Annotated in this window: 15 protein-coding genes; 1 reads left to right on the top strand and 14 read right to left on the bottom strand. The window is 39.4% G+C overall.

Going from position 1 to position 21,286, the window contains the following annotated elements; translation table 11 throughout:
- Nucleotides 1-158 precede the first annotated feature (158 nt).
- The 6 genes from argF to ftsH form a co-directional block, all read right to left on the bottom strand.
- On the bottom strand, nucleotides 159-1,154 hold the full coding sequence (gene argF, locus DW963_RS10045) for an ornithine carbamoyltransferase (protein ID WP_117915520.1): 996 nt from the start codon (nucleotides 1,152-1,154) through the stop codon (nucleotides 159-161).
- Between the two features lie 252 nt (nucleotides 1,155-1,406).
- On the bottom strand, nucleotides 1,407-2,318 hold the full coding sequence (locus DW963_RS10040) for a cell wall hydrolase (RefSeq protein ID WP_117915517.1): 912 nt from the start codon (nucleotides 2,316-2,318) through the stop codon (nucleotides 1,407-1,409).
- Nucleotides 2,319-2,473: 155 nt separating this feature from the next.
- Nucleotides 2,474-3,268, bottom strand: coding sequence for a TrmH family RNA methyltransferase (locus DW963_RS10035; protein WP_117915515.1), 795 nt, complete (start codon nucleotides 3,266-3,268; stop codon nucleotides 2,474-2,476).
- A 50-nt stretch (nucleotides 3,269-3,318) separates the two neighbouring features.
- Nucleotides 3,319-4,293, bottom strand: coding sequence for a 6-phosphofructokinase (gene pfkA, locus DW963_RS10030; RefSeq protein ID WP_117915514.1), 975 nt, complete (start codon nucleotides 4,291-4,293; stop codon nucleotides 3,319-3,321).
- A 106-nt stretch (nucleotides 4,294-4,399) separates the two neighbouring features.
- Nucleotides 4,400-7,966, bottom strand: coding sequence for a DNA polymerase III subunit alpha (locus tag DW963_RS10025; RefSeq protein WP_117915512.1), 3,567 nt, complete (start codon nucleotides 7,964-7,966; stop codon nucleotides 4,400-4,402).
- A gap of 153 nt (nucleotides 7,967-8,119) precedes the next feature.
- Nucleotides 8,120-10,246 (bottom strand): ATP-dependent zinc metalloprotease FtsH, encoded by a 2,127-nt coding sequence (ftsH, locus tag DW963_RS10020; RefSeq protein WP_243269227.1) that lies wholly within the window; start codon nucleotides 10,244-10,246, stop codon nucleotides 8,120-8,122.
- 226 nt (nucleotides 10,247-10,472) lie between these two features.
- On the opposite strand from ftsH, the gene pyrG reads away from it, so the two are divergent.
- Nucleotides 10,473-12,086, top strand: coding sequence for a CTP synthase (gene pyrG / locus DW963_RS10015; RefSeq protein WP_117915508.1), 1,614 nt, complete (start codon nucleotides 10,473-10,475; stop codon nucleotides 12,084-12,086).
- Between the two features lie 92 nt (nucleotides 12,087-12,178).
- On the opposite strand, the gene DW963_RS10010 is transcribed toward pyrG, so the two are convergent.
- The 8 genes from DW963_RS10010 to fliB all read right to left on the bottom strand — a co-directional run bounded on the left by DW963_RS10010 (nucleotide 12,179) and on the right by fliB (nucleotide 21,281).
- Nucleotides 12,179-12,568, bottom strand: coding sequence for a BlaI/MecI/CopY family transcriptional regulator (locus DW963_RS10010; protein WP_117915506.1), 390 nt, complete (start codon nucleotides 12,566-12,568; stop codon nucleotides 12,179-12,181).
- A 97-nt stretch (nucleotides 12,569-12,665) separates the two neighbouring features.
- Nucleotides 12,666-13,343 carry a 4'-phosphopantetheinyl transferase family protein gene (locus DW963_RS10005; protein WP_117915504.1) on the bottom strand — a complete coding sequence of 226 codons (678 nt, stop codon included), beginning with the start codon at nucleotides 13,341-13,343 and terminating at the stop codon, nucleotides 12,666-12,668.
- Nucleotides 13,344-13,551: 208 nt separating this feature from the next.
- Nucleotides 13,552-14,601 (bottom strand): hypothetical protein, encoded by a 1,050-nt coding sequence (locus DW963_RS10000; protein WP_117915502.1) that lies wholly within the window; start codon nucleotides 14,599-14,601, stop codon nucleotides 13,552-13,554.
- Entirely contained in the window at nucleotides 14,601-15,881 is a 1,281-nt protein-coding gene (locus DW963_RS09995; protein ID WP_117915500.1) for an ABC transporter permease, read from the bottom strand. Before DW963_RS09995 ends, DW963_RS10000 begins: the two co-directional genes overlap by 1 nt.
- A gap of 18 nt (nucleotides 15,882-15,899) precedes the next feature.
- Nucleotides 15,900-16,583, bottom strand: a complete 684-nt coding sequence (locus DW963_RS09990) for an ABC transporter ATP-binding protein (RefSeq protein WP_117915498.1) — start codon at nucleotides 16,581-16,583, stop codon at nucleotides 15,900-15,902.
- Nucleotides 16,584-16,598: 15 nt separating this feature from the next.
- Complete coding sequence (locus tag DW963_RS09985; protein WP_117915496.1) at nucleotides 16,599-18,350, bottom strand: ABC transporter ATP-binding protein; 1,752 nt, start codon at nucleotides 18,348-18,350, stop codon at nucleotides 16,599-16,601.
- Nucleotides 18,350-20,092, bottom strand: coding sequence for an ABC transporter ATP-binding protein (locus DW963_RS09980; protein ID WP_117915494.1), 1,743 nt, complete (start codon nucleotides 20,090-20,092; stop codon nucleotides 18,350-18,352). The genes DW963_RS09985 and DW963_RS09980 overlap by 1 nt, the downstream gene beginning before the upstream one ends.
- 16 nt (nucleotides 20,093-20,108) lie before the next feature.
- The gene (gene fliB, locus DW963_RS09975) at nucleotides 20,109-21,281 is read right to left on the bottom strand and encodes a flagellin lysine-N-methylase (protein WP_117915492.1); all 1,173 of its coding nucleotides are present in this window, start codon (nucleotides 21,279-21,281) and stop codon (nucleotides 20,109-20,111) included.
- Nucleotides 21,282-21,286: the final 5 nt, after the last annotated feature.

Raw genomic sequence — 21,286 nt, 5'->3', positions numbered from 1 at the left:
TTCCTCGTGTCTACCCGCTGTTTTAAAGTCCAATCTGTCATTCTTTCTCGTCACTTTTGGACTTTCACATACCTTTCCACTGCTCTAACGTCCAATTCCGCATGTTGGCTTCCCGATTTTGGACTTCCGGCATGACACACACCACTCTAACGTCCAATTTACTTATAAGCTCCAAGTGTAGCTGCCATCACAGCCTTGATTGTATGCATTCTGTTCTCAGCCTCATCGAATACAACTGACTGCTCTGACTCAAATACTTCATCTGTAACTTCCATCTCATCAAGACCGAATTTGTCATGAATTTCTTTACCAATCTTAGTCTTAAGGTCATGGAATGCAGGAAGACAGTGCATAAATATTGCATCCTTAGAAGCATTGTCCATAACTGCCTTGTTAACCTGATATGGAAGAAGTGCCTTGATTCTCTCTGCCCATACTTCATCAGGCTCACCCATTGATACCCATACATCTGTGTATAATACGTCTGCATCCTTAGTTCCTGCCTCAACATCTTCTGTAAGTGTTACAGAACCACCGCTTATCTTTGCCCATTCCTCACACTGTGCAACGAGTTCCTTGTCTGGGAAATATTCCTTAGCTGTGCAGGCTGTATAATGAAGTCCTAACTTAGCACAGACAATCATAAGTGAATTACCCATGTTGTATCTTGCATCACCCATGTATACGAACTTAACGCCCTTTAATCTGCCAAGCTTTTCCTTGATTGTAAGCATATCTGCAAGCATCTGTGTTGGATGGTATTCGTTAGTAAGTCCGTTCCATACAGGCACACTTGAATATTTTGCAAGATCTTCAACTATCTCCTGACCGAATCCTCTGTATTCGATTCCCTCAAACATTGTACAGAGAACTCTTGCAGTATCGGCAATGCTCTCCTTCTTGCCAATCTGTGAACCTGTTGGGTCAAGATATGTGACACCCATACCAAGGTCATGGGCTGCTACCTCAAATGAGCAGCGTGTTCTTGTACTTGTCTTCTCGAATATAAGTGCAACATTCTTTCCGATAAGTGGCTGTTCTACAATGCCCTTTTTCTTCTTATCCTTAAGCTCTGCTGCTAAGTCTATCAAATATAAAATCTCCTCAGGTGTATAATCCTTGAGTGTTAAAAAGTCGCGTCCCTTTAAATCCATGACATCCTCCTGTCTGTATGGCAAATTCGCATACATTGAATAATTAATAACTTTGTTCATTCTATCGCAATTATAGTTCTTCGTCAAATGTGTCTTCTTTTCTTACAAAAAATGTGGTGCAGTCACCAGTTTCCTGATAACCACACCACATTGCATATCCATATTAATGGAATATATGATCTCCAATTATTACGAAATCTGAATAGTTGTTAACATCTACAGTATATAATGCTCTGAATGATGTATAACCACCTATATTGTTAACACCTGATAATGCCTCAAGTGCTGCCTGCATACATTCTGTATTTCTAGGGCCATTGGCAAGTCTTTGCGCAATCTTTCTGATGGATTGTCTGCTCCATCAGATACGCCAGAGAACTGTGATCTCTGATATATAACCCCTGTAACTGTACCAGGATAATGTCCGCTTCTTACTCTGTTAAGAATAACATTGGCAACTGCAAGCTTTCCTGCATATGGCTGGTATCCAGCCTCCCAGTCTATAATACATGCCATAAGCCATATATCATCATCTGATACGCTCATAGTTGGATTGTATGTTATATCTGTTCCAGATATTGTATTAGCGATTATCCTCTGTTTTCTGGCTTCCTCTGCTGCTGCAGCAGCTCTTGCTGCCTCTGCTTCTGCCTCAAGTCTTGCTTCCTCTGCAAGTCTTGCAGCTTCTTCCTCTGCCTCGATAGCCTGAATCTCTGCTATTGTATAACCTGTAAGAAGATTATCTGTTCCTACTTCCTGTGCTAATGCTTCTGCTTCTTCTCCGAAACATAAGCACTGTGTAAGCACATAGCCTTCGCAGTTTCCTGAACTCACTTTAGTCCATTCTTTACCAACTGAATCAACATCAACAAGTGTGTTAGTATATAATCTTCCAACAACCTCTGATGTATCTTCATCTGTAGTGTCATAAACATCAAGATAAGGATCAGTTATTGCTACTGCCTTATTCTTGTATGTTCCTGTTTCTTCATACCCAGTCACAAGAACTTCTTCTGTATTAGCCGAATAAGATGCAACTTTAATTCCCGTGTCAGTATTCTGTGTTTTCTCATAGGTAGTCGCTACTGCTGGAAGAACTGGTGTAATGAATAACACGATTGCAGCTCCAATATAGCAAGCAGCTTTGCTACTTCTAAGTCTCATATTATACTTCCCTTTCCGGCGGCTTATTTAGCTACGCCTGCAAAATTGTTACAGAATTGTTACAATTTATTACGGAATTATAATAACAAAGTTACAGCATTTTGTCAAATATGTTAAAAACCCGCTCATAGAGCGGGTTTGCAAGCATCTGTATTCTATATTGTTCTCTGGCGTACTGCCTCATATGTAAGAATTGTACACGCTATAGCTGCATTTAACGATTCTACTTCTCCCTGCATAGGAATTCTTATGAGCGTATCAGCCTGCTTTGTAATGCCATCGGTAAGTCCGTTGCCTTCATTACCTATAAGAAATGCTGTCGGTGTACTGTAATCTTCACCCAGGTATGTGTTCTTACCATCAAGATGTGCGGCATAGACCTTAACGCCGGCTTTCTGACACTGTGTAACAGCTTCACTAAAATCCTGTACATACACGAATGGCACTCTGAATATTGAGCCCATCGTTGAACGTATAGTCTTAGGATTGTATATATCCACAGTATTAGGACTCATGATAACTCCTGTGACTCCTGCACCCTCTCCCATTCTTAAGATAGTTCCGAGGTTGCCGGGATCCTGCAGATTCTCTACTAGTATAAGGAGCGGATTGCCTTCAAGCATATCAGAAAGACTGTTATTCTTCATCTTCACAACAGCCATAATTCCCTGTGGTGTCTGTGTCTGTGACATTCTGTCAAATACATTATCTGCCACAATCTCAATCATGTCTGCAGTAATTCCCTGTTTTCTTAGCAGTTCCCTGGCATATTCAGGATTATTATTCTGGAATCTTTCTGACATGTATATCTTCACAAGTGAATCTTCCGGCACTTCAGACACCATGCGGATTCCCTCTACCACATATTCATTATTCTTCTTTCTTTCCTTAGCCTTGGAAAGCAGTGACATCACATGCTTTACCTGCGAACTGCTGGTACTGGTTATCATTATCAGGTTACCTTTCTTTAAATGTATCACTCCTAATATTATTAAATATATTACTTGGAAAGTAATGCACTTATATTAAATTCATAATCATTAATATCTTTCGTCATAGCAAGTGCTTCATCAATATCATAATCTACGAATCTGCCATCCTTGTAAGCCACAAGTCTGTTGCTCTTGCCGTCTGCAAGAAGGTCAACTGCATAAGCACCCATAATAGATGCATACATTCTGTCCTTACATGTTGGAGAACCACCACGCTGCATATATCCTAATATTGTAGCTCTTGTCTCAACACCTGTTGCTGCCTCAATTCTTCTTGCCATTCCTGTAGAATGTCCTATACCTTCTGCATTAATGATAAGATGGTGCTTCTTACCTTTCTTTCTTCCCTCAATTATATGGTTGATAAGTGCCTGCTCATCATTGTCATATCTTTCTGGAAGAAGGATATCCTCTGCACCATTGGCAATACCACACCATAATGCAATATATCCTGCATTACGACCCATAACTTCAATAATACTGCATCTTTCATGCGATGTAGATGTATCTCTGATTTTATCAATAGCTTCCATTGCTGTATTAACTGCTGTATCAAATCCTATTGTGTAATCTGTACATGCAATATCAAGATCAATAGTTCCAGGAATTCCTATTGTGTTGATTCCCTGTGCAGCAAGCTTCTGTGCACCTCTGAATGAACCGTCTCCACCGATTACAACAATTCCGTCAATTCCATGCTTTCTGCATACTTCAGCACCCTTCTTCTGACCTTCCTCAGTCATGAATTCCATACAACGTGCTGTATAAAGGACCGTTCCACCTCTCTGGATAATATCAGCAACGCTTCGCTTGTCCATATCGATTATCTCATCATTAAGTAGTCCGTTATAGCCCTTCTGAATACCTTTGACCTTAAGTCCCTTATTCAAAGCAGTTCTGACAACTGCACGGATAGCTGCGTTCATGCCTGGAGCATCTCCACCACTTGTTAATACGCCTATTGTTTTAATTTCCTTTGCCATAACTTCCCCTTTCTTATCTCTTCATAATATTTTCTGTTTTATGTTACCACATAATAGAAGAAAAATCTTCATTTTTTGACAAATTTTTACCAATCTTAATTAAATTTTATGTTGTAGCAACATTTTTTTCACCATATTTATTCTTAAGAATGTAAAGCAGCTCCGATGAAACCTTCACACACTGACTTGGCGGAAGTGCGATTCTTTGCTTCTCTGCCACACAATATATTGTGACTGTATCTTTACCATCTGATTCATTAAGTATGTCAAATAAATCATCCCTGCACGCTTCATACTGTGCCAGACTGTCAAATCTTAACCAAAGTCTTCTTGGTACACTGTCAAAGCTTACAAGGCTGTCTGCAATAAGCTTTGCCTCTGCACCTACGTTAGCCTGCACACGTCCTGTAATGAACACTTTATTGGTCATATCAAGAACTCTTCTGTTCTTCTCATATGCCTTAGGAAACAGTATGACTTCCACACTTCCAACGAAATCTTCAATTGTAAGGTAAGCCATCTGCTGCCCTGTCTTAGTCGTATTAACCTTGATATTCCTTACAAGTCCGCCTATTGTCTGCTTAGTGCTGTCTGCTGCCTTAGTTTCTCCTGTTTCCTCATCAATAAGGAAATCTGTGCTTCTCGCAGATACATGCTTCTCCCACATACCAGTATATTCATCAAGAGGATGTCCTGTTACATATACACCAAGAACTTCTTTCTCTCTTTCAAGAAGATCCTCCTTCTCGAATTCAGAAATATCAGGAATCTTCATCTCCAGGCTCTGTTTATCCTCTTCACTTACAAGGTCAAAGAGCGACATCTGCCCTGAGATAGCGTCTTTATTCTGCTTAACAGCCGAATCTATCATTCTTTCATATACGTTGAGCATGCCTCTTCTTGTATGTCCAAATGTGTCAAATGCACCTGCAAATATCAAATGTTCCACAGTTCTTTTATTAATTACGCCAGCCATTCTCGTTATGAAATCCTGCATTGAATGGAACTCGCCGTTATTGGTTCTCTCTTCAATAATTGCGCTGATTGTAGGCCTTCCCATGCTCTTTACCGCATTAAATCCGAATCTTATATCTTTACCCTCAACGCTGAAATCAGCCACTGAATTGTTGACATCAACAGGAAGTATCTTAATTCCCATCTCCCTTGCCGCAAGAATATATTCTGCAACCTTGCTTGTCTTATCCGTAACACTCGATATAAGCCACGCCATATACTGTACAGGAAAATGTACTTTTAGATAAGCTGTCTGATATGCAACAACCGCATAGCAAGCCGCATGTGACTTGTTAAATGCGTATTTTGCAAAGTCCATCATCTCATCATATATCTTATTGGCTGTCTGCTCGCTTATGCCGTTCTTAATACATCCAGGCACTCCGTTAGCTTCATTACCATATACGAAATTCTGGCGTTCCTGTTCCATCACATCAAGCTTCTTCTTAGCCATGGCTCTTCGCACATTATCACTTCCGCCCCATGAATATCCGGCAAGGTCCCGCACAATCTGCATAACCTGTTCCTGATACACCATACAGCCGTAAGTAGGCTCTAATATTGGCTCTAACTGAGGGCACTCATATGTTATGTTACCGGCATTCTCTTTTCCCTTAATATACTGTGGAATGAAATCCATAGGTCCCGGTCTGTAAAGTGATATTCCGGCTATCAGATCCTCCAGACAGTCCGGCTTTAATTCCTTCATGAAATTCTTCATTCCACCACTCTCTAACTGGAATATACCTGCACATTTGCCCTGACTTATGCAATCGAACACTGCCTTATCATTATATGGTATCTTATCCACTGAGAACGCAGGATCTATCTGCTGTTCGCACTTCTCTGTCTGTTGGATTACAGTTAAGTTTCTAAGCCCTAAGAAGTCGAACTTTAACAGTCCTAAATGCTCCAATGTAGGGCCTTCAAACTGTGTTACCTTGACATTATCAGTGCCTACTGCAACAGGAACATACTCACCAACATCCTTCTGGCTGATAAGAACACCTGATGCATGGACTGATGCATGTCTTGGAAGACCTTCTAGTCTCTTGGCTTTATCTATAAGGTCATGTACTGTCGCATCCTGCTCGTACAGTGCCTTAAATTCTGCATTAGGCTTAATATCCCTGTCTGTATCACCATTCATGGCACTGTCTATTGTGACACCGACCTTCTGTGGTATCATCTTGGCAATGTTATCAACCATCGCATATGGAAGATCCATAACGCGGCCTACATCCTTGATAACCGCCCTTGCTGCCATTGTTCCAAATGTAATTATCTGGCATACGCATTCTTTACCATATTTCTCTATAACATAGTCAATAACCCTCTGCCTGCCCTCCGGAGCAAAGTCCACATCAATATCGGGCATGGATACTCGCTCCGGGTTTAAGAATCGCTCAAATACAAGATTATACTTAATAGGATCAAGTGTTGTTATTCCAAGACAGTATGCAACAAGACTTCCTGCTGCCGAACCTCGTCCCGGTCCTACCGGAATATCGTGTGTCTTGGCATAATTAATGTAATCCCACACAATAAGGAAATAATCTACATATCCCATTGAGTAGATAACTGACAGTTCATACGAAAGTCTCTGAAATATATCATTAGTATCTTTCGCACGTTTAATAACAACATCTTTTCTGTCAGCCACTATTGATGCTTTTGCCTGTTCTATAACATCCTCAAGACTTACATCTGCAGTCTTTTCAGGATAACGCTTCTTTAATCCTTCGTAACATAACGCATTAAGATATACCCATGAATTCTTTCCATATTCTTCTGGTACATCAAATGCTGGAAGCTTAGTAACTCCGAATTCTATCTCAACATTACATCGTTCTGCTATCTTATGTGTATTCTCGACAGCCTCTGGTGCGTATTTGAACAATTCCGCCATCTCTTCCTCTGACTTTAAGTAGAACTGTCCGCCCTCATAACGCATTCTGTTCTCGTCTGAGAGCTTCTTACCAGTCTGGATACACAATAATATATCGTGTGCATCTACATCATCTGCATATGTGTAATGAACATCATTGGTACATATAAGCTCAATTCCTGTCTCTTTATGCATACGCATAAGCTGCGGATTGACATAATGCTGTTCCGCAATTCCATGGTCCTGCAATTCAAGGAAGAAATTACCCTTACCAAATATATCCTGAAGCTCTAATGCAACATCTCTTGCTGTCTCATACATGCCTCTTGAAAGATATCTCTGCACTTCTCCTGCAAGACACGCACTTGTTGCAATAATGCCATCATGATATTCCCTTAATACTTCCTTATCTACTCTTGGCTTATAATAAAATCCTTCTGTAAATCCCTTTGAAACTATCTTCATAAGGTTCTGATAACCTGTGTTATTCTCTGCAAGAAGTACAAGATGATTGTATTTGTCCTCGCTCTGCCCTGCGCCTTTATCAAATCTTGAGCCGGGAGCAACATATACTTCGCATCCAAGAATCGGCTTGATTCCGACCTTCTTAGCCGCCTCATAAAATGCTATAACACCATACATTACGCCATGGTCAGTTATTGCCAGGCTGTCCATTCCAAGCTCTTTCGCTCTTTTCGTTATCTCTTTAATCTTGCTGGAACCGTCCAGCAGTGAATATTCTGTATGCACATGCAAATGTGTAAAACTCATAGATTTTCCCCTTAATCTTAAACAATCAAATAACGATACATATTGAAATCAATAGAAAAAATATACCACATTTTCCGTCATATATCTACACGCAATAATAATAAACAGGAGCCTGATTATCTCGGACTCCTGTCTTATGCTTAAATATTCTTATTATTCCTGTGTTCCATCATTCTTATCATCTGAATTGTCATGATGTTCATTATTATTATCATCTGAATGGTTAGTTATATTCTTCCATATATCGCTCTCGGGCTCACCACTAACTGTTGATGAATAACTTCCATCTTCATTAAATGTTACACTCTCTGCAACCTTCTCTGATGTTGAGAATAATGAAGTATCCACTGGTTCAGGGATTCCCTTTGCCTCTCTGAATATCTTCATGAATTCCTTGCCTGTGATAGTCTCATGGTCATACAGGTATCTTGCAAGCTGATCCATTACTTCTCTGTTATCTCTTATAATCTGCTTAGCCTCTTCATAGCATGACGCAATAAGCTTCTTTACTTCATCATCAACTTCAGCCTCTGTTGCCTGTGCACAGTTCATAGATGCTCTTCCGCTAAGATACTCATCTTCGACTGTTGATAATGCAACAAGTCCGAATCTGTCTGACATACCATATCTTGTAATCATTGTCTTGGCAAGGTTAGTTGCCTTCTTGATATCATCATAAGCACCATTAGTAACTGAACCAAATACAACTTCTTCTGCAGCACGGCCACCAACAAGTGATATAAGGTCTGTCATAAGTTCATCCTTAGTCTCAAGATGCTTCTCTTCCTCTGGGAAGTTAAGCACATAACCCAGTGAACCATTAGTATGAGGTATAATAGTAATCTTCTGGACCGGATCAGAATTATTCTTGATAGCTCTTATAAGGGCATGTCCAATCTCATGGTAAGCAACAACCTGCTTTTCCTTCTTGCTAAGAACTCTTTCCTTCTTCTCCTTACCTGCTACAACTGTATCAAAAGCGCCAAGAAGGTCCTTCTGGGTAACAACATTTCTTCCGTTCTTAACTGCCGCAATAGCAGCTTCATTAATGATATTGGCAAGGTCTGAACCTACAAGACCACTTGTTGCCATCGCAATCTCATCAAAATCAACTGTATCATCCATAAGTACATCCTTAGAATGTACCTTAAGAGTCTCAATTCTTCCTTTCTTATCAGGTCTGTCAACGGTAATTCTTCTGTCAAGACGGCCTGGTCTAAGTAAAGCCTTATCAAGTACCTCTGGTCTGTTAGTTGCTGCAAGAATAAATATTCCCTTAGAAGAATCAAAACCATCCATCTCTGCAAGTAACTGGTTTAATGTCTGCTCACGCTCGTCATTGCCACCGCCATACTTGGAATCTCTGCTCTTACCAATAGCATCAATCTCATCAATAAATATAATACAAGGAGCCTGCTTAGTTGCTTCCTTGAACAAGTCTCTTACTCGTGATGCACCGACACCAACGAACATCTCAACGAAATCAGAACCTGCAAGTGAGAAGAAAGGTACATCTGCCTCACCGGCTACAGCCTTGGCAAGAAGCGTCTTACCTGTTCCAGGAGGTCCTACTAAAAGTGCACCCTTAGGAAGCTTTGCGCCAATCTTGGCATATTTCTCAGGGTAATGTAAGAAATCAACAATCTCTGTAAGAGATTCCTTAGCTTCATCCTGACCTGCAACATCCTTGAATGTAACACCTGTCTTTTTCTGGACATATACTTTGGCATTGCTCTTTCCAACACCCATTCCACCCATCATTCCACCATTCTTAGCAATTCTTCTATATACAAATGCAAATATTATATATATAAATAAAAATGGCAGCACATATGCTAGCAGAAATTCTACGATTGAAGAACTTGAATCCGGAATATATCCTTCAAACTCAATTCCTTTTCTCTTAAGAAGCGGTACAAGAGTATCATCATTAACATATCCTGTATAATATGTGTATGAAACTCCTGCTATGCCAGACTGTTTCTCCTCTTCAACTGGTGTAATAAGGATTCTGTCCTGCTCTAATGCTACTTTCTTTACCTTATCTTCATCAATCATCTGCATGAACTGGTCGTAGCTTATCTCCTTGTATGTCGCATTCTTAAACATATTGCTAAGAAGCGTAAGCCCTATAAATGTTACAACTGCCGCTATAATAATGAATATTATAAGGTTAACATTCTTTGGCTTCTTGTTATTATTGTTGTTATTACGATTATTGTTGCGGTTATCGTTATTATTATAACCATTGTCATAACCGTTGTTGTTATAATTATCCATACTCTTCTCCTGATATGATACTGTACTTATCTTAAGCATTTCCAAATAAGTCTGTTTTCATTATAAAGAAGGAAAAAATATAAATCAACCAAAATCTAAGTGTTTAATAAGATGTTTATATTTACTTTATATTCTTAGTTTTTTTCTTTAAACTATGGAAATTTATAATACAGGGCTGTATAATATTGCATATTTTTTTGATTACACATTCAGATTGGAGGATAAGATGGCTGTTAAATATGTATTTGTAACAGGTGGTGTTGTTTCCGGTTTAGGAAAAGGTATCACTGCCGCATCTTTAGGCAGACTGCTTAAAGCCCGTGGTTTTTCTGTAACCATGCAGAAGTTTGACCCTTATATTAATATTGATCCAGGTACTATGAACCCTATCCAGCACGGAGAAGTTTTCGTAACTGACGATGGTGCTGAGACAGACCTTGACCTTGGTCACTATGAAAGATTTATTGATGAGAGCCTTAATAAGAATTCTAATGTAACTACCGGTAAAGTATACTGGTCTGTATTACAGAAGGAACGCCGTGGAGATTTCGGTGGAGGCACAGTCCAGGTAATCCCTCATATTACTAATGAAATAAAGAGCCGTTTTTTCAGAGATTATTCAACTGATGAAACTAAAATTGCAATTATAGAAGTTGGCGGTACTGTTGGAGATATAGAGAGTCAGCCTTTCCTTGAGGCAATCAGACAGTTCCAGCATGAAGTCGGACATGAGAACGCAATTCTTATTCATGTAACGCTTATTCCTTATCTTAAGGCATCTGGTGAGATGAAGACTAAGCCAACTCAGGCAAGTGTTAAGGAACTTCAGGGAATGGGAATCCGTCCGGACATTCTTGTGTGCCGTACAGAACATCCACTTGAGGCCGGTATCAAAGATAAGATAGCACTTTTCTGTAATGTACCTAAATCTCATGTACTTCAGAACTTAGATGTTGAGATTCTTTATGATGCACCTCTTGCAATGGAAGAAGAACATCTTGCACAGGTAGCATGTGAATGTTTACACCTTGACTGTCCAGAACCAGATCTTGATGAATGGAGAGCAATGTGCAAGGCCTGGAAGAATCCTACTAAGAAGGTAACTGTTGCATTAGTTGGTAAATATATCCAGCTTCATGATGCTTATATCAGTGTTGTTGAAGCATTAAAGCATGGTGGTGTATATAATTCATGTGATGTAACTATCAAATGGATTGATTCAGAAACTGTAACTCCTGAAACTGCTGATGAGCTTCTCTCTGAAGTATCTGGCATATTAGTTCCAGGCGGATTCGGTGACAGAGGTACAGAAGGAAAGATTGAAGCTATCCGTTATGCCAGAGAACATAATATTCCATTCTTAGGATTGTGCCTGGGAATGCAGCTTTCAATTGTTGAATTTGCAAGAAATGTTATAGGATATGACGACGCACACAGTGTTGAACTTAATCCTAACACAACCCACCCTGTTATACATCTTATGCCAGACCAGGAAGGCATTGATGATATCGGCGGTACATTAAGACTTGGTTCTTATCCTTGTGTACTTGATAAAACAAGCAAAGCTTATGAACTCTATGGCGAAGAGCTTATACATGAACGTCACAGACACAGATATGAAGTTAATAATGATTACAGAAAAGTTCTTACTGAGAATGGTATGATGCTTTCAGGAATATCTCCTGACGGAAGAATTGTTGAGATGATAGAATTAAAGAATCATCCTTGGTTCGTTGCCACACAGGCTCATCCAGAGTTAAAGTCAAGACCTAATCGTCCACATCCATTATTCAGAGGTTTCATAACAGCAGCACTTGAATATCAGGATAAAAACCATTAATTATATAATATATGCATAACAAAAAAGCATCACCTAACGAATCCGACTTTCGTATCAGGTGATGCTTTTTATTGCTTTTACTAATGTAATTGTTACTTATTAAGACCATTAAGAATCTTCTTAATTCTCTTAATTTCATCATCTTCTAACTTCTGTGATTCACAGATAGAAGCTACCATGTCAACAGCCTTTCCATTGAACCAGAAGTCAGCCTCTTCCTTTAACAACTGTCTTCTGTATTCTTCTTCTAAACGAAGAGGATGAATAAATGCTGCCTTTCCTTTACGGTATGTGTCAACAAATCTCTTGTCCTTCAACTTACCTACGAAAGTAACAACTGTTGTCCTTGCGTAATCCTTACCATAATCGTCTCTTAACCGATCAATAAGTTCCTGCACAGGTATGTCCTGTGGTGCCTCCCATATAAGCTTCATAATTAATGCTTCACATGGACTTAATTCGTTAAAATGATTTCTGCTCATAAAACCCTCCTTAGGCTTTCCATAGATATACACATTATCTATTATACTGCCTTTGTAAATGTTTTTCAACTCATTAATTGACAGTATGCTATAAATTTCACAATTGTATTGCTGATAATCTGAACTTATCTATTTTTTTTTCTACAATAATGAAATTCTGGGGAATTCCACCTATATATGCTTTAATTTTCCCCTGCTCTAATATATAAACTATTTTATCTAAAACTTCAAGTACACCAAAACCTGTTGCCTTGCCATATGCCTCTTTCAGAGTCCATATTCTGAAGAATCTCTCATCACTTTCGGCTTCTTCTATCCAATCAGACTCAGCCTTGTCAAAAAAGCGCCGTGCCAGATTCTGTCTACCTTTGCGGCCTCCTTCTATATCAATTCCGACTGGTTTATCGCCTATAACACATACTACATAGTTAAACGAATGAGAGATATTGAAAAAAATTTCACGATGTAACAAAAAATATGGTTTTCCTTGCAAATTATAAGCTATTTCATAATCAAAACACTGATTATTTGCTTCTATCACAGAAAAAATGCCCACATTTTCATAGTAAACACTATCGCCTTCTCCGTTAACTCTGTTTCTCCATTTTCCTACTGCATAATTAAGAAGCAGGCCTGCCGTCACAGTTTGCAGCTTATTTTCACGCATTTTCATCTTATCAGCCTTAACTCTCCTGTATTCCGGAATAAGCGAATACGCCTTTTCATATATCTTTTCATCTGCTAATGCATCTGTAGTTGTCACAAATATCATCATAATCAATCACCCTCTATACGCTTATTGTCTGTGCATCTGCCATATAACGCTTTGAGAATACGAATACTATATCACCCTTAGGCATAAGTGTCTCACCATTTCTTAACACTGCTGCAAGAATCAGTCCCCTTGGAAGGTTAAGCCCGCATAGCCAATCTGGATAATGTCAAATATACGTTTTTCTTATTATTCACCGTATCCCATCCTCCTACTTAAGCATATACCACGGAAGCAGCAATGCTCTTATATATTTTGCAAATGGCACATATGCCGTTATATTAATGAATACCGGACATAATATAAGACACGCTATAAGAAGCACCGGTATTATTGAAATCATTGCATTGGCACTCCTTACAGCTATTGCCACAAACCATGCAAATAAAGTAACTGCTATTACATACACAGCCATATGAAGAATATCTGCTGTGCCATTAAGCTGTCCTGCCACCGCAAGTGTTAGAATTGCTGATACTGCAAAAAGTACACACGATATGAATGCATACAACGGCTTTCCTGCAACACGGTACATACGGGGCAGTGTTATAAATGTTCCTGAATTCTTATCAAGATAATATTCCACGATTCCAAAAAGTCCGCCTATATATACAAGAATTATAAGCAATGCCCTTAACGGAAACTCTCCTGTCTTATCTTCAAGCTGTGTACCATTATCCTGTGCACCGTCTAACACCTTAAAATCAATTCTGAATGTGTCATCTCCAGATATGTATTCCCTGTACCCTTTTCTTATCTCTTCCTCTGCCTTTTCTGCATGCTTTTTAAATATGTCTACAGAATTAACATAATTAACTGCAACCTCCGGCGAGTACGCCTTAAACATAGCAGAAAAGAATATCTCGTCAGTCATTGAACTGACAAAATCTGACCTGCATATGATAAGCTCTATAATGTCTCTGTAGCTGCCACTGTCAAGCTTATCCTTAAGCCCTGTACCAACTACATAGCCGCACTCTGTATATTTATTCATTATATCCTGTTCAAGCTTTTCCTGCGATTCTGCTTCGTAGAATTGAACTGAATAATTGCCATTCACAAGATAATCTCTTGTCATTATGGCAATCTTATCGTCATCTTCAAGCACTATTCCAACCCTTACAGGCCCTGTTTCCTTAAGAGACGCGGTATGCGTAATTATTAACGCTGCAACCGGCATTGCAATAAGCGCCACGACAATCACAGGATTCTTTAACTGCCTTTTAACAAGCAGATACAGCCAGTATAACAATCTTTTCATTATCTGTCTCTCCTTATCTTAACCGCCAATGCCCCTGCTGCCTGAAATATAATTATCCACAAAACATTTGTTATAATGGTACTGATATCCACAGTTCCCTTAATTATCTGACCTGCAAGTGTGAATAAGCCGTTAGTCGGAAGATACATGCCAACAACCCGCACCCCCGGCGCAAGAAATGCTGATGAAACAATACATCCGGATGCATACATGCACGCCATTCCAAGGATACACACCGTAATAACTGAATACACCGTGTCGTCGACTACGGAGAATATACAGTTTATAAATGAAACTGCCGCATACACAAGCACCACAATTCCCAGTATGGAAGCAATGAATTCTCCAACTGTCGAAACTGCCATAACTCCTGATATTGCAGGTATCCCCAGCCTCATTACATTAATTATAATAAAAAGCACTTCAAATATCACTATATACACAATGCCAAATCCGGTAGTTCTTGCAATTCCTGTATCAAATGCTGATATTCCCACACCTTTAAGACTCTTTGCAAGCGTTCTGCTATCACCCTTCATATTACCGGCGCATGTTATTGCGCTAAATAAACGCATCATTACAATTGCTGTACATACATAAAACTGTACTGTACTCAGACCTTCTTTAGCCGATATATCCCTTGTCTTAAAGTATATGCTTCTGTTAAGCGCATATGAAAGATATATGTCATTAAGCTTATTCTCATGTGTTCCACGCAGCCCCTTGTAATTCTTAAGCACACCATTGAACAAATCGTCAAATGTATATATCCCCGCTTCTGCAGTTGCAAGGTCAGAGCCTCCTGCCCTCACCATCTCACGGAATATCATCGAGGTATTATTAACGCCCTCTGACTGACACACAACCTCAACAGGTGTATTCTCGCCCGACATAATATCACTTATCATATTCTCTGGCACAATAATAGCCATAACATAATAATTATTTCTTAAACCATCTATAGCCTTCTGTCTGTCAGTATATTCAAATGTACAGACATTCTTAATTGTGTCTATCTCACTGACATAATTGAATGCCATCTTAATATATCGAAACTCCTTATTATTATCTGCCGAATCAGAGTTTTCTGTATCATCATAATCAGGATACACAACAGCAACCTTCATCCTCATGTCACTGTCCTGTGCCGTTGCAATGCCTATGCATGTACTTATTGCAATAACAAGCACTGCCGTCACTATCGTACCCAGAATTATCTTCGGTATAGATAAAAATGCGGATTTAATCTGCAATTTTAATAATTCCAGTTTCCTTCTCATCTAATCCCCCAATTAAATCTATCTGTGAATAATCTCTAAAAGTTCATTGCCTGTAACCGGATGGTCAAGTTCATTAAGCTTACCATTCTTTAAAAGGTACATTCTGTCAGCAAGCCTTAATTCACCTTCTTCGTGGCTTGTTATAATGACTGTACCTCCGCTTTTCGTGTAAGCAGACAGATAATTCATAATATCCTGTTTACACACAATATCCAGTGAAGCACCCGGCTCATCTAATATAAGTACAGGTGGATTCTTAGCCAGTGCACAGCATATGCTTAAACGCTTCTTCATGCCTCCTGACAGCTTATCAACACGTTTGTCAAGATATCCTGACACTCCTAACACTGCAGGAACACCGCCCTGTAAGTCTGCTTCCATATTTCTTCCGGTATCACAGTACCAGAATTTAAGATTATCCCTTGCCGACAGCTTCTCCATAAGCGGATTCTCCTGCGGCACAAAACCTATATATTTCTGAAACAACTTTGCATCTGCAAATGCATCAATGCCGTCTATCTTAAGACTCCCTCCATCAGCCTTAAGACTTCCTGCAAGTATCTCCAGAAGAGTAGATTTGCCACAGCCGTTGGCACCGACTATGGCAATATACTCTCCGCTGGCAGCATGAAACGAAGCGCCGTTAAGCACTGTCGTTTTCCTGCCATATGATTTTCTAATATTCTCCGCCTCTATAAACATACATATATCTCCACATTAATTCTGGGCTGCTGTATCAAACTGGCTGTAATACAGCTTGTGATAGAATCCGTTCTTAGCCAGTAATTCTTCATGATTACCCTGCTCTATAATATGTCCGTCTTTCATAACAAGAATAACATCCGCAGACTGGATAGTTGAAAGTCTGTGGGCTACGATAAAGCTTGTTCTTCCCTCCATCAGCTTTGCAAATGCGTTCTGTATCTTTATTTCTGTTCTTGTATCAATAGAAGATGTAGCCTCATCAAGAATAAGCATTGGCGGCTTTGCAAGCATAATTCTTGTAATACATAAAAGCTGCTTCTGCCCCTGCGAAAGGCTTCCGCCATCCTCGCCTATAACTGTGTCGAATCCATTAGACATTCTCTTGATGAATCCATATGAATGCGCTGCCTTTGCTGCAGCTATAATCTCTTCCTCTGTAGCATTCGGATTACCCATAACAATATTCTCTCTTATAGTCCCTGACTTTAGCCATGTCTCCTGAAGAACCATACCAAAGCCCTGTCTTAAAGACTTTCTGGTCATCTGTCTTATATCAGTTCCTGATACATCAATGCTTCCGCTGTTAACATCATAGAATCTCATAAGAAGATTAATAACTGTCGTCTTTCCACAACCCGTAGGTCCTACAATCGCTATTCTCTGTCCCTTCTTAACATGAAGATTGAAGTTCTCAATAAGCTTCCTGTCAGATACATAGGAAAAGCATACATCATTAAGATCAACTGTTCCGTCGACCTCTTCAACAACCTTAGCGTCTTTAGCATCAGGAATCTCAGGCTCTTCTTCAATAAGTTCAAATATTCTGGCTGCACAGGCAAGAGCGTTCTGAAGCTCTGTGACAACGCCTGATATTTCGTTAAAAGGTTTAGTATACTGGTTGGCATAACTTAAGAAGCTTGATAACTGACCAACTGTGATACCGCCATTGATAGCTGAAAATGCACCAACAATCGCAACGCTTGCATATACAAGGCTGTTTACAAATCTTGTTGAAGGGTTAGTAATAGATGAGAAGAAGATTGCCTTTAAGGAATACTTCTGAAGTCTTTCATTAATCTCATCAAATTTTCTTACCGCCTCATCTTCATAGCCATAAGCCTTAACTACCTTCTGTCCGCCAATCATTTCATCAATAAGTGCTGTCTGCTCACCTCTTGTCTCAGACTGAAGTTTGAACATGCTGAAGGTCTTTCTGGCAATAAAGCTTGCAACTAAAAATGAAAGTGGCGTGATAACAACAACTGCCAGTGTAATCTTAGCATTAATTGTAATCATGAATATAAGTGTTCCAAGTATAGTCATGACACCTGTAAAGAACTGTGTGAATCCCATAAGCAGACCATCTGCAAACTGGTCAACATCAGCAATTACACGACTCACAATCTCACCATATGAATGTCCGTCAATGTATTTTAGTGGAAGAACCTGAATTTTCTCTATAGCCTCATTTCTTATATCTCTTGTTACTTCATATGTGATTCTGTTGTTACATATGTTCATAAGCCACTGTGAAAGTGCTGTAATTCCAACAAATATACCAATTCTTATAAGTATATTCACAATCTTTGCAAAATCCACATTATCCACACCGATAATGCAGTCAATTCCACGGCCTACAAGAATTGGTACATAAAGTGTAGTTGCAACTGTTACTGCTGCCATAATAAGCGATAATATTATAAAAAAGCTGTGCTTCTTAATTCTTTTAAGGAGTTTTACAAATGTTGATTTATTCTTCTTCATTATGCTACACCCCCTTCTGAATCTGCTTTCTTAAACTGTGATTCATATATCTCTTTATAAACCTCACAATTTGCAAGAAGCTCGTCATGTGTTCCCATTCCTGCAACCTGTCCGTCATCTAATACGATAATGAGATCAGCATACATAAGTGATGCCGCTCTCTGTGAAACTATGAACACAGTAGGAGAATTGTTCATTCCCCTTATAGCTTTTCTAAGTGCTGCATCAGTTGCAAAATCAAGGGCTGATGCACTGTCATCAAGAATAAGCACATCCGGCTTTCTTACGATTGCTCTTGCAATAGTAAGTCTCTGTCTCTGACCACCTGAAAGGTTCTTACCGCCCTGCTCTATAACATAATCCAGACGTCCCTGCTTAGAATCTACAAATTCCTTAGACTGTGAAATCTCAAGTGCTTCATCTATCTGCTCATCAGTAGCACCCTTCTTTCCCATCCACATATTCTCTCTTATAGTCCCTTTAAAAAGTACTGCTTTCTGCATAACGATGCCGACCTTATTTCTTAAAGTCTCAATATTGTAATCTTTAACATTGACGCCATCGACAAGTACTTCACCCTGTGTAGTGTCATACAGTCTTGGTATAAGATTTACAAGGCTTGATTTACCTGAACCGGTGCCGCCGATAACACCGATTGTCTGGCCTTTCATAGCCTTGAAATTAATTCCTTCAACTGAAGGTGCACCTGAACCGCTGTAGGTAAGTGAAACATTTTTAAATTCAACGCTCGGTGTCTCTTCTTTAGCATCAACATTGTTAACATCACCATCTGACATTCCTGATTTTACCTCGAATACAGACTCGATTCTGCCTGCACATGCAAGTGCTTTAGTTATTGTAATGATAAGATTGGCAAGCTTGATAAGCTCAACTAATATCTGTGACATATAATTGTAAAGTGCAACAACCTGTCCCTGTGTAAGCGCACCAGCGTTAACTCTTACTCCGCCAATCCAGATAAGTGCAATTATTGATACATTTACAACAACATAAGTAAGTGGATTCATAAGTCCTGATATCTTACCAACGAATTTCTGCAATCTGTTAAGGCTTTCGTTATCGTTTTTGAAACGCTTAACCTCATCCTGTTCCTTATTGAATGCTCTGATAACTCTCACACCGGTAAGGTTCTCTCTTGTTATTCCAAGAATCTTATCAAGTCCTGACTGTACATTCTTGTACATAGGCCTTGTTGCAAGCATGATACCGAATACGATAAGTGCAAGTACCGGGATTGCCGCAACGAATACAAGTGCTGCCTTCACATCAATAGTGAACGCCATAATCATCGCACCAAATACGATAAATGGTGAACGAAGGAACAGTCGCAGTACCATGTTAATACCATTCTGTACCTGGTTAATATCACTTGTCATTCTTGTTACAAGTGTCGATGTACCAAGTGTATCCATCTCTGTGAATGAGAATGTCTGGATATGTGCAAATAAACTGTGTCTCATTCCGGTTGCTGCTCCAACTGCAGCCTTGGCGCTGAAATACTGTGCTGTTATGGCACATACAAGTCCTATGATTGCAAGAAGTATAAGCATAAGACACATCTGCATAATGTATCCCTTATCCGCATTAACAATACCCCTATCGATAACTGATGATACCACCAGCGGCACAAACAACTCAAATATTGCTTCGAGCATCTTAAAAAGCGGTGCCAGAACGCATTCCTTCTTGTAATCCTTAAGGAATCTCATAATCATTTTCATAAGAAAGCTTCCTCCGTTAATTCAGTGACACTAAAGCATCCATAAGAAACTCATACGAATAGCATCTCTTAGTGCCAAAATATTCTCTATAAACTTCATAATTGTAATATGAATGTTCAAACTGTCTTGAATACAAATGTGCTATATCAACGCGCATTGTAAAATTGGGCGTACATCCGGACGCATGATTAGCTGCTGCCATAATGTCCACTGCAAGTATGCCTATAACTGCATTCTTGGCTTTAAGAAGGACATCATAATCATTGACTGCGTCAAGCATGTATCTATACACATAGTACATTGCAAGCTGCTCATATTCATGTGCAAATGCTTCGCTTCCCGCATGGTAATCTTTCATTACCACTGCAAGCTCAGAATCATCCGCCAGCCCGTCAAGGAACTGTCTTACTCTTGCCACATGAATATTCCAGTCAGGATTGATTACCTCCATTCCTTTAAAGTCATCAAAGAAATGTCTCAATCCCTTTATCAGCCTTTTGCCATGCAGCTTCGCATCCCGGCTTTTCAGCTTGTCAAGCAGCTTCTCTCTGTAATCAGGTCCACAGAACCGCTTTGCGACACCAGCTATAAGCTCGTCCCTTTCAGCATCAAGATGCTTCTGGATACGCTTTGCATAATCAAGATAGAGCATCAACCTCTCAAATATACTTATATCCCTGTCTGATATTATTCCAAAAGCCACTATTCTTGCCTGCCGAAGCTGCATATATGTATATGCATCTATATCATTAGGCTCAGGCGAAAGACTGTTATCCTCAACCGTATCAAATGTAAGTTCATCTATGTAAGAAAACATCAGCTCACCAGCCGTCTTACACGAGGGTGCTATGCCAATCTCTCTTATATTGCCATAATCATTAATAAATCTTGGAAACTCTGCACATGTTTCACACAGCTTATCCTCTCCAAGTTCTATATATAAATCGCACAGATTATCATCATTAAGGAAAGGACATCGTCCTCCTTCTTTCAGTGTAAATGTACATTCTCCGTCCTGTGATGGTACCATTACACTCTTCAGGCGCTTTCCAAAAGCACCTTTAACTGTTTTATAATATTTGTAAGAATTCTTATCAACATCAACATCCCACCCGGCACAGCATGTATCTGTACAGGCTCCTGCAATGCATCGGAAATCCTTATAATAATGTGGTGTCATTACTTTCATTCTAT

It is taken from the genome of Eubacterium sp. AM46-8 (assembly GCF_003466705.1).
Classification (GTDB): Bacteria; Bacillota; Clostridia; order Lachnospirales; family Lachnospiraceae; genus Lachnospira.
This window is presented reverse-complemented; position numbering and strand designations above follow the sequence as displayed.

Excerpts from the sequence above, each read along its gene's own strand:
- argF (WP_117915520.1), bottom strand. The coding sequence starts at position 1,154 with ATGGATTTAAAGGGACGCGACTTTTTAACACTCAAGGATTATACACCT.
- DW963_RS10040 (WP_117915517.1), bottom strand. The coding sequence starts at position 2,318 with ATGAGACTTAGAAGTAGCAAAGCTGCTTGCTATATTGGAGCTGCAATC.
- DW963_RS10035 (WP_117915515.1), bottom strand. The coding sequence starts at position 3,268 with ATGATAACCAGTACCAGCAGTTCGCAGGTAAAGCATGTGATGTCACTG.
- pfkA (WP_117915514.1), bottom strand. The coding sequence starts at position 4,293 with ATGGCAAAGGAAATTAAAACAATAGGCGTATTAACAAGTGGTGGAGAT.
- DW963_RS10025 (WP_117915512.1), bottom strand. The coding sequence starts at position 7,966 with ATGAGTTTTACACATTTGCATGTGCATACAGAATATTCACTGCTGGAC.
- ftsH (WP_243269227.1), bottom strand. The coding sequence starts at position 10,246 with ATGGATAATTATAACAACAACGGTTATGACAATGGTTATAATAATAAC.
- pyrG (WP_117915508.1), top strand. The coding sequence starts at position 10,473 with ATGGCTGTTAAATATGTATTTGTAACAGGTGGTGTTGTTTCCGGTTTA.
- DW963_RS10010 (WP_117915506.1), bottom strand. The coding sequence starts at position 12,568 with ATGAGCAGAAATCATTTTAACGAATTAAGTCCATGTGAAGCATTAATT.
- DW963_RS10005 (WP_117915504.1), bottom strand. The coding sequence starts at position 13,343 with ATGATGATATTTGTGACAACTACAGATGCATTAGCAGATGAAAAGATA.
- DW963_RS10000 (WP_117915502.1), bottom strand. The coding sequence starts at position 14,601 with ATGAAAAGATTGTTATACTGGCTGTATCTGCTTGTTAAAAGGCAGTTA.
- DW963_RS09995 (WP_117915500.1), bottom strand. The coding sequence starts at position 15,881 with ATGAGAAGGAAACTGGAATTATTAAAATTGCAGATTAAATCCGCATTT.
- DW963_RS09990 (WP_117915498.1), bottom strand. The coding sequence starts at position 16,583 with ATGTTTATAGAGGCGGAGAATATTAGAAAATCATATGGCAGGAAAACG.
- DW963_RS09985 (WP_117915496.1), bottom strand. The coding sequence starts at position 18,350 with ATGAAGAAGAATAAATCAACATTTGTAAAACTCCTTAAAAGAATTAAG.
- DW963_RS09980 (WP_117915494.1), bottom strand. The coding sequence starts at position 20,092 with ATGAAAATGATTATGAGATTCCTTAAGGATTACAAGAAGGAATGCGTT.
- fliB (WP_117915492.1), bottom strand. The coding sequence starts at position 21,281 with ATGAAAGTAATGACACCACATTATTATAAGGATTTCCGATGCATTGCA.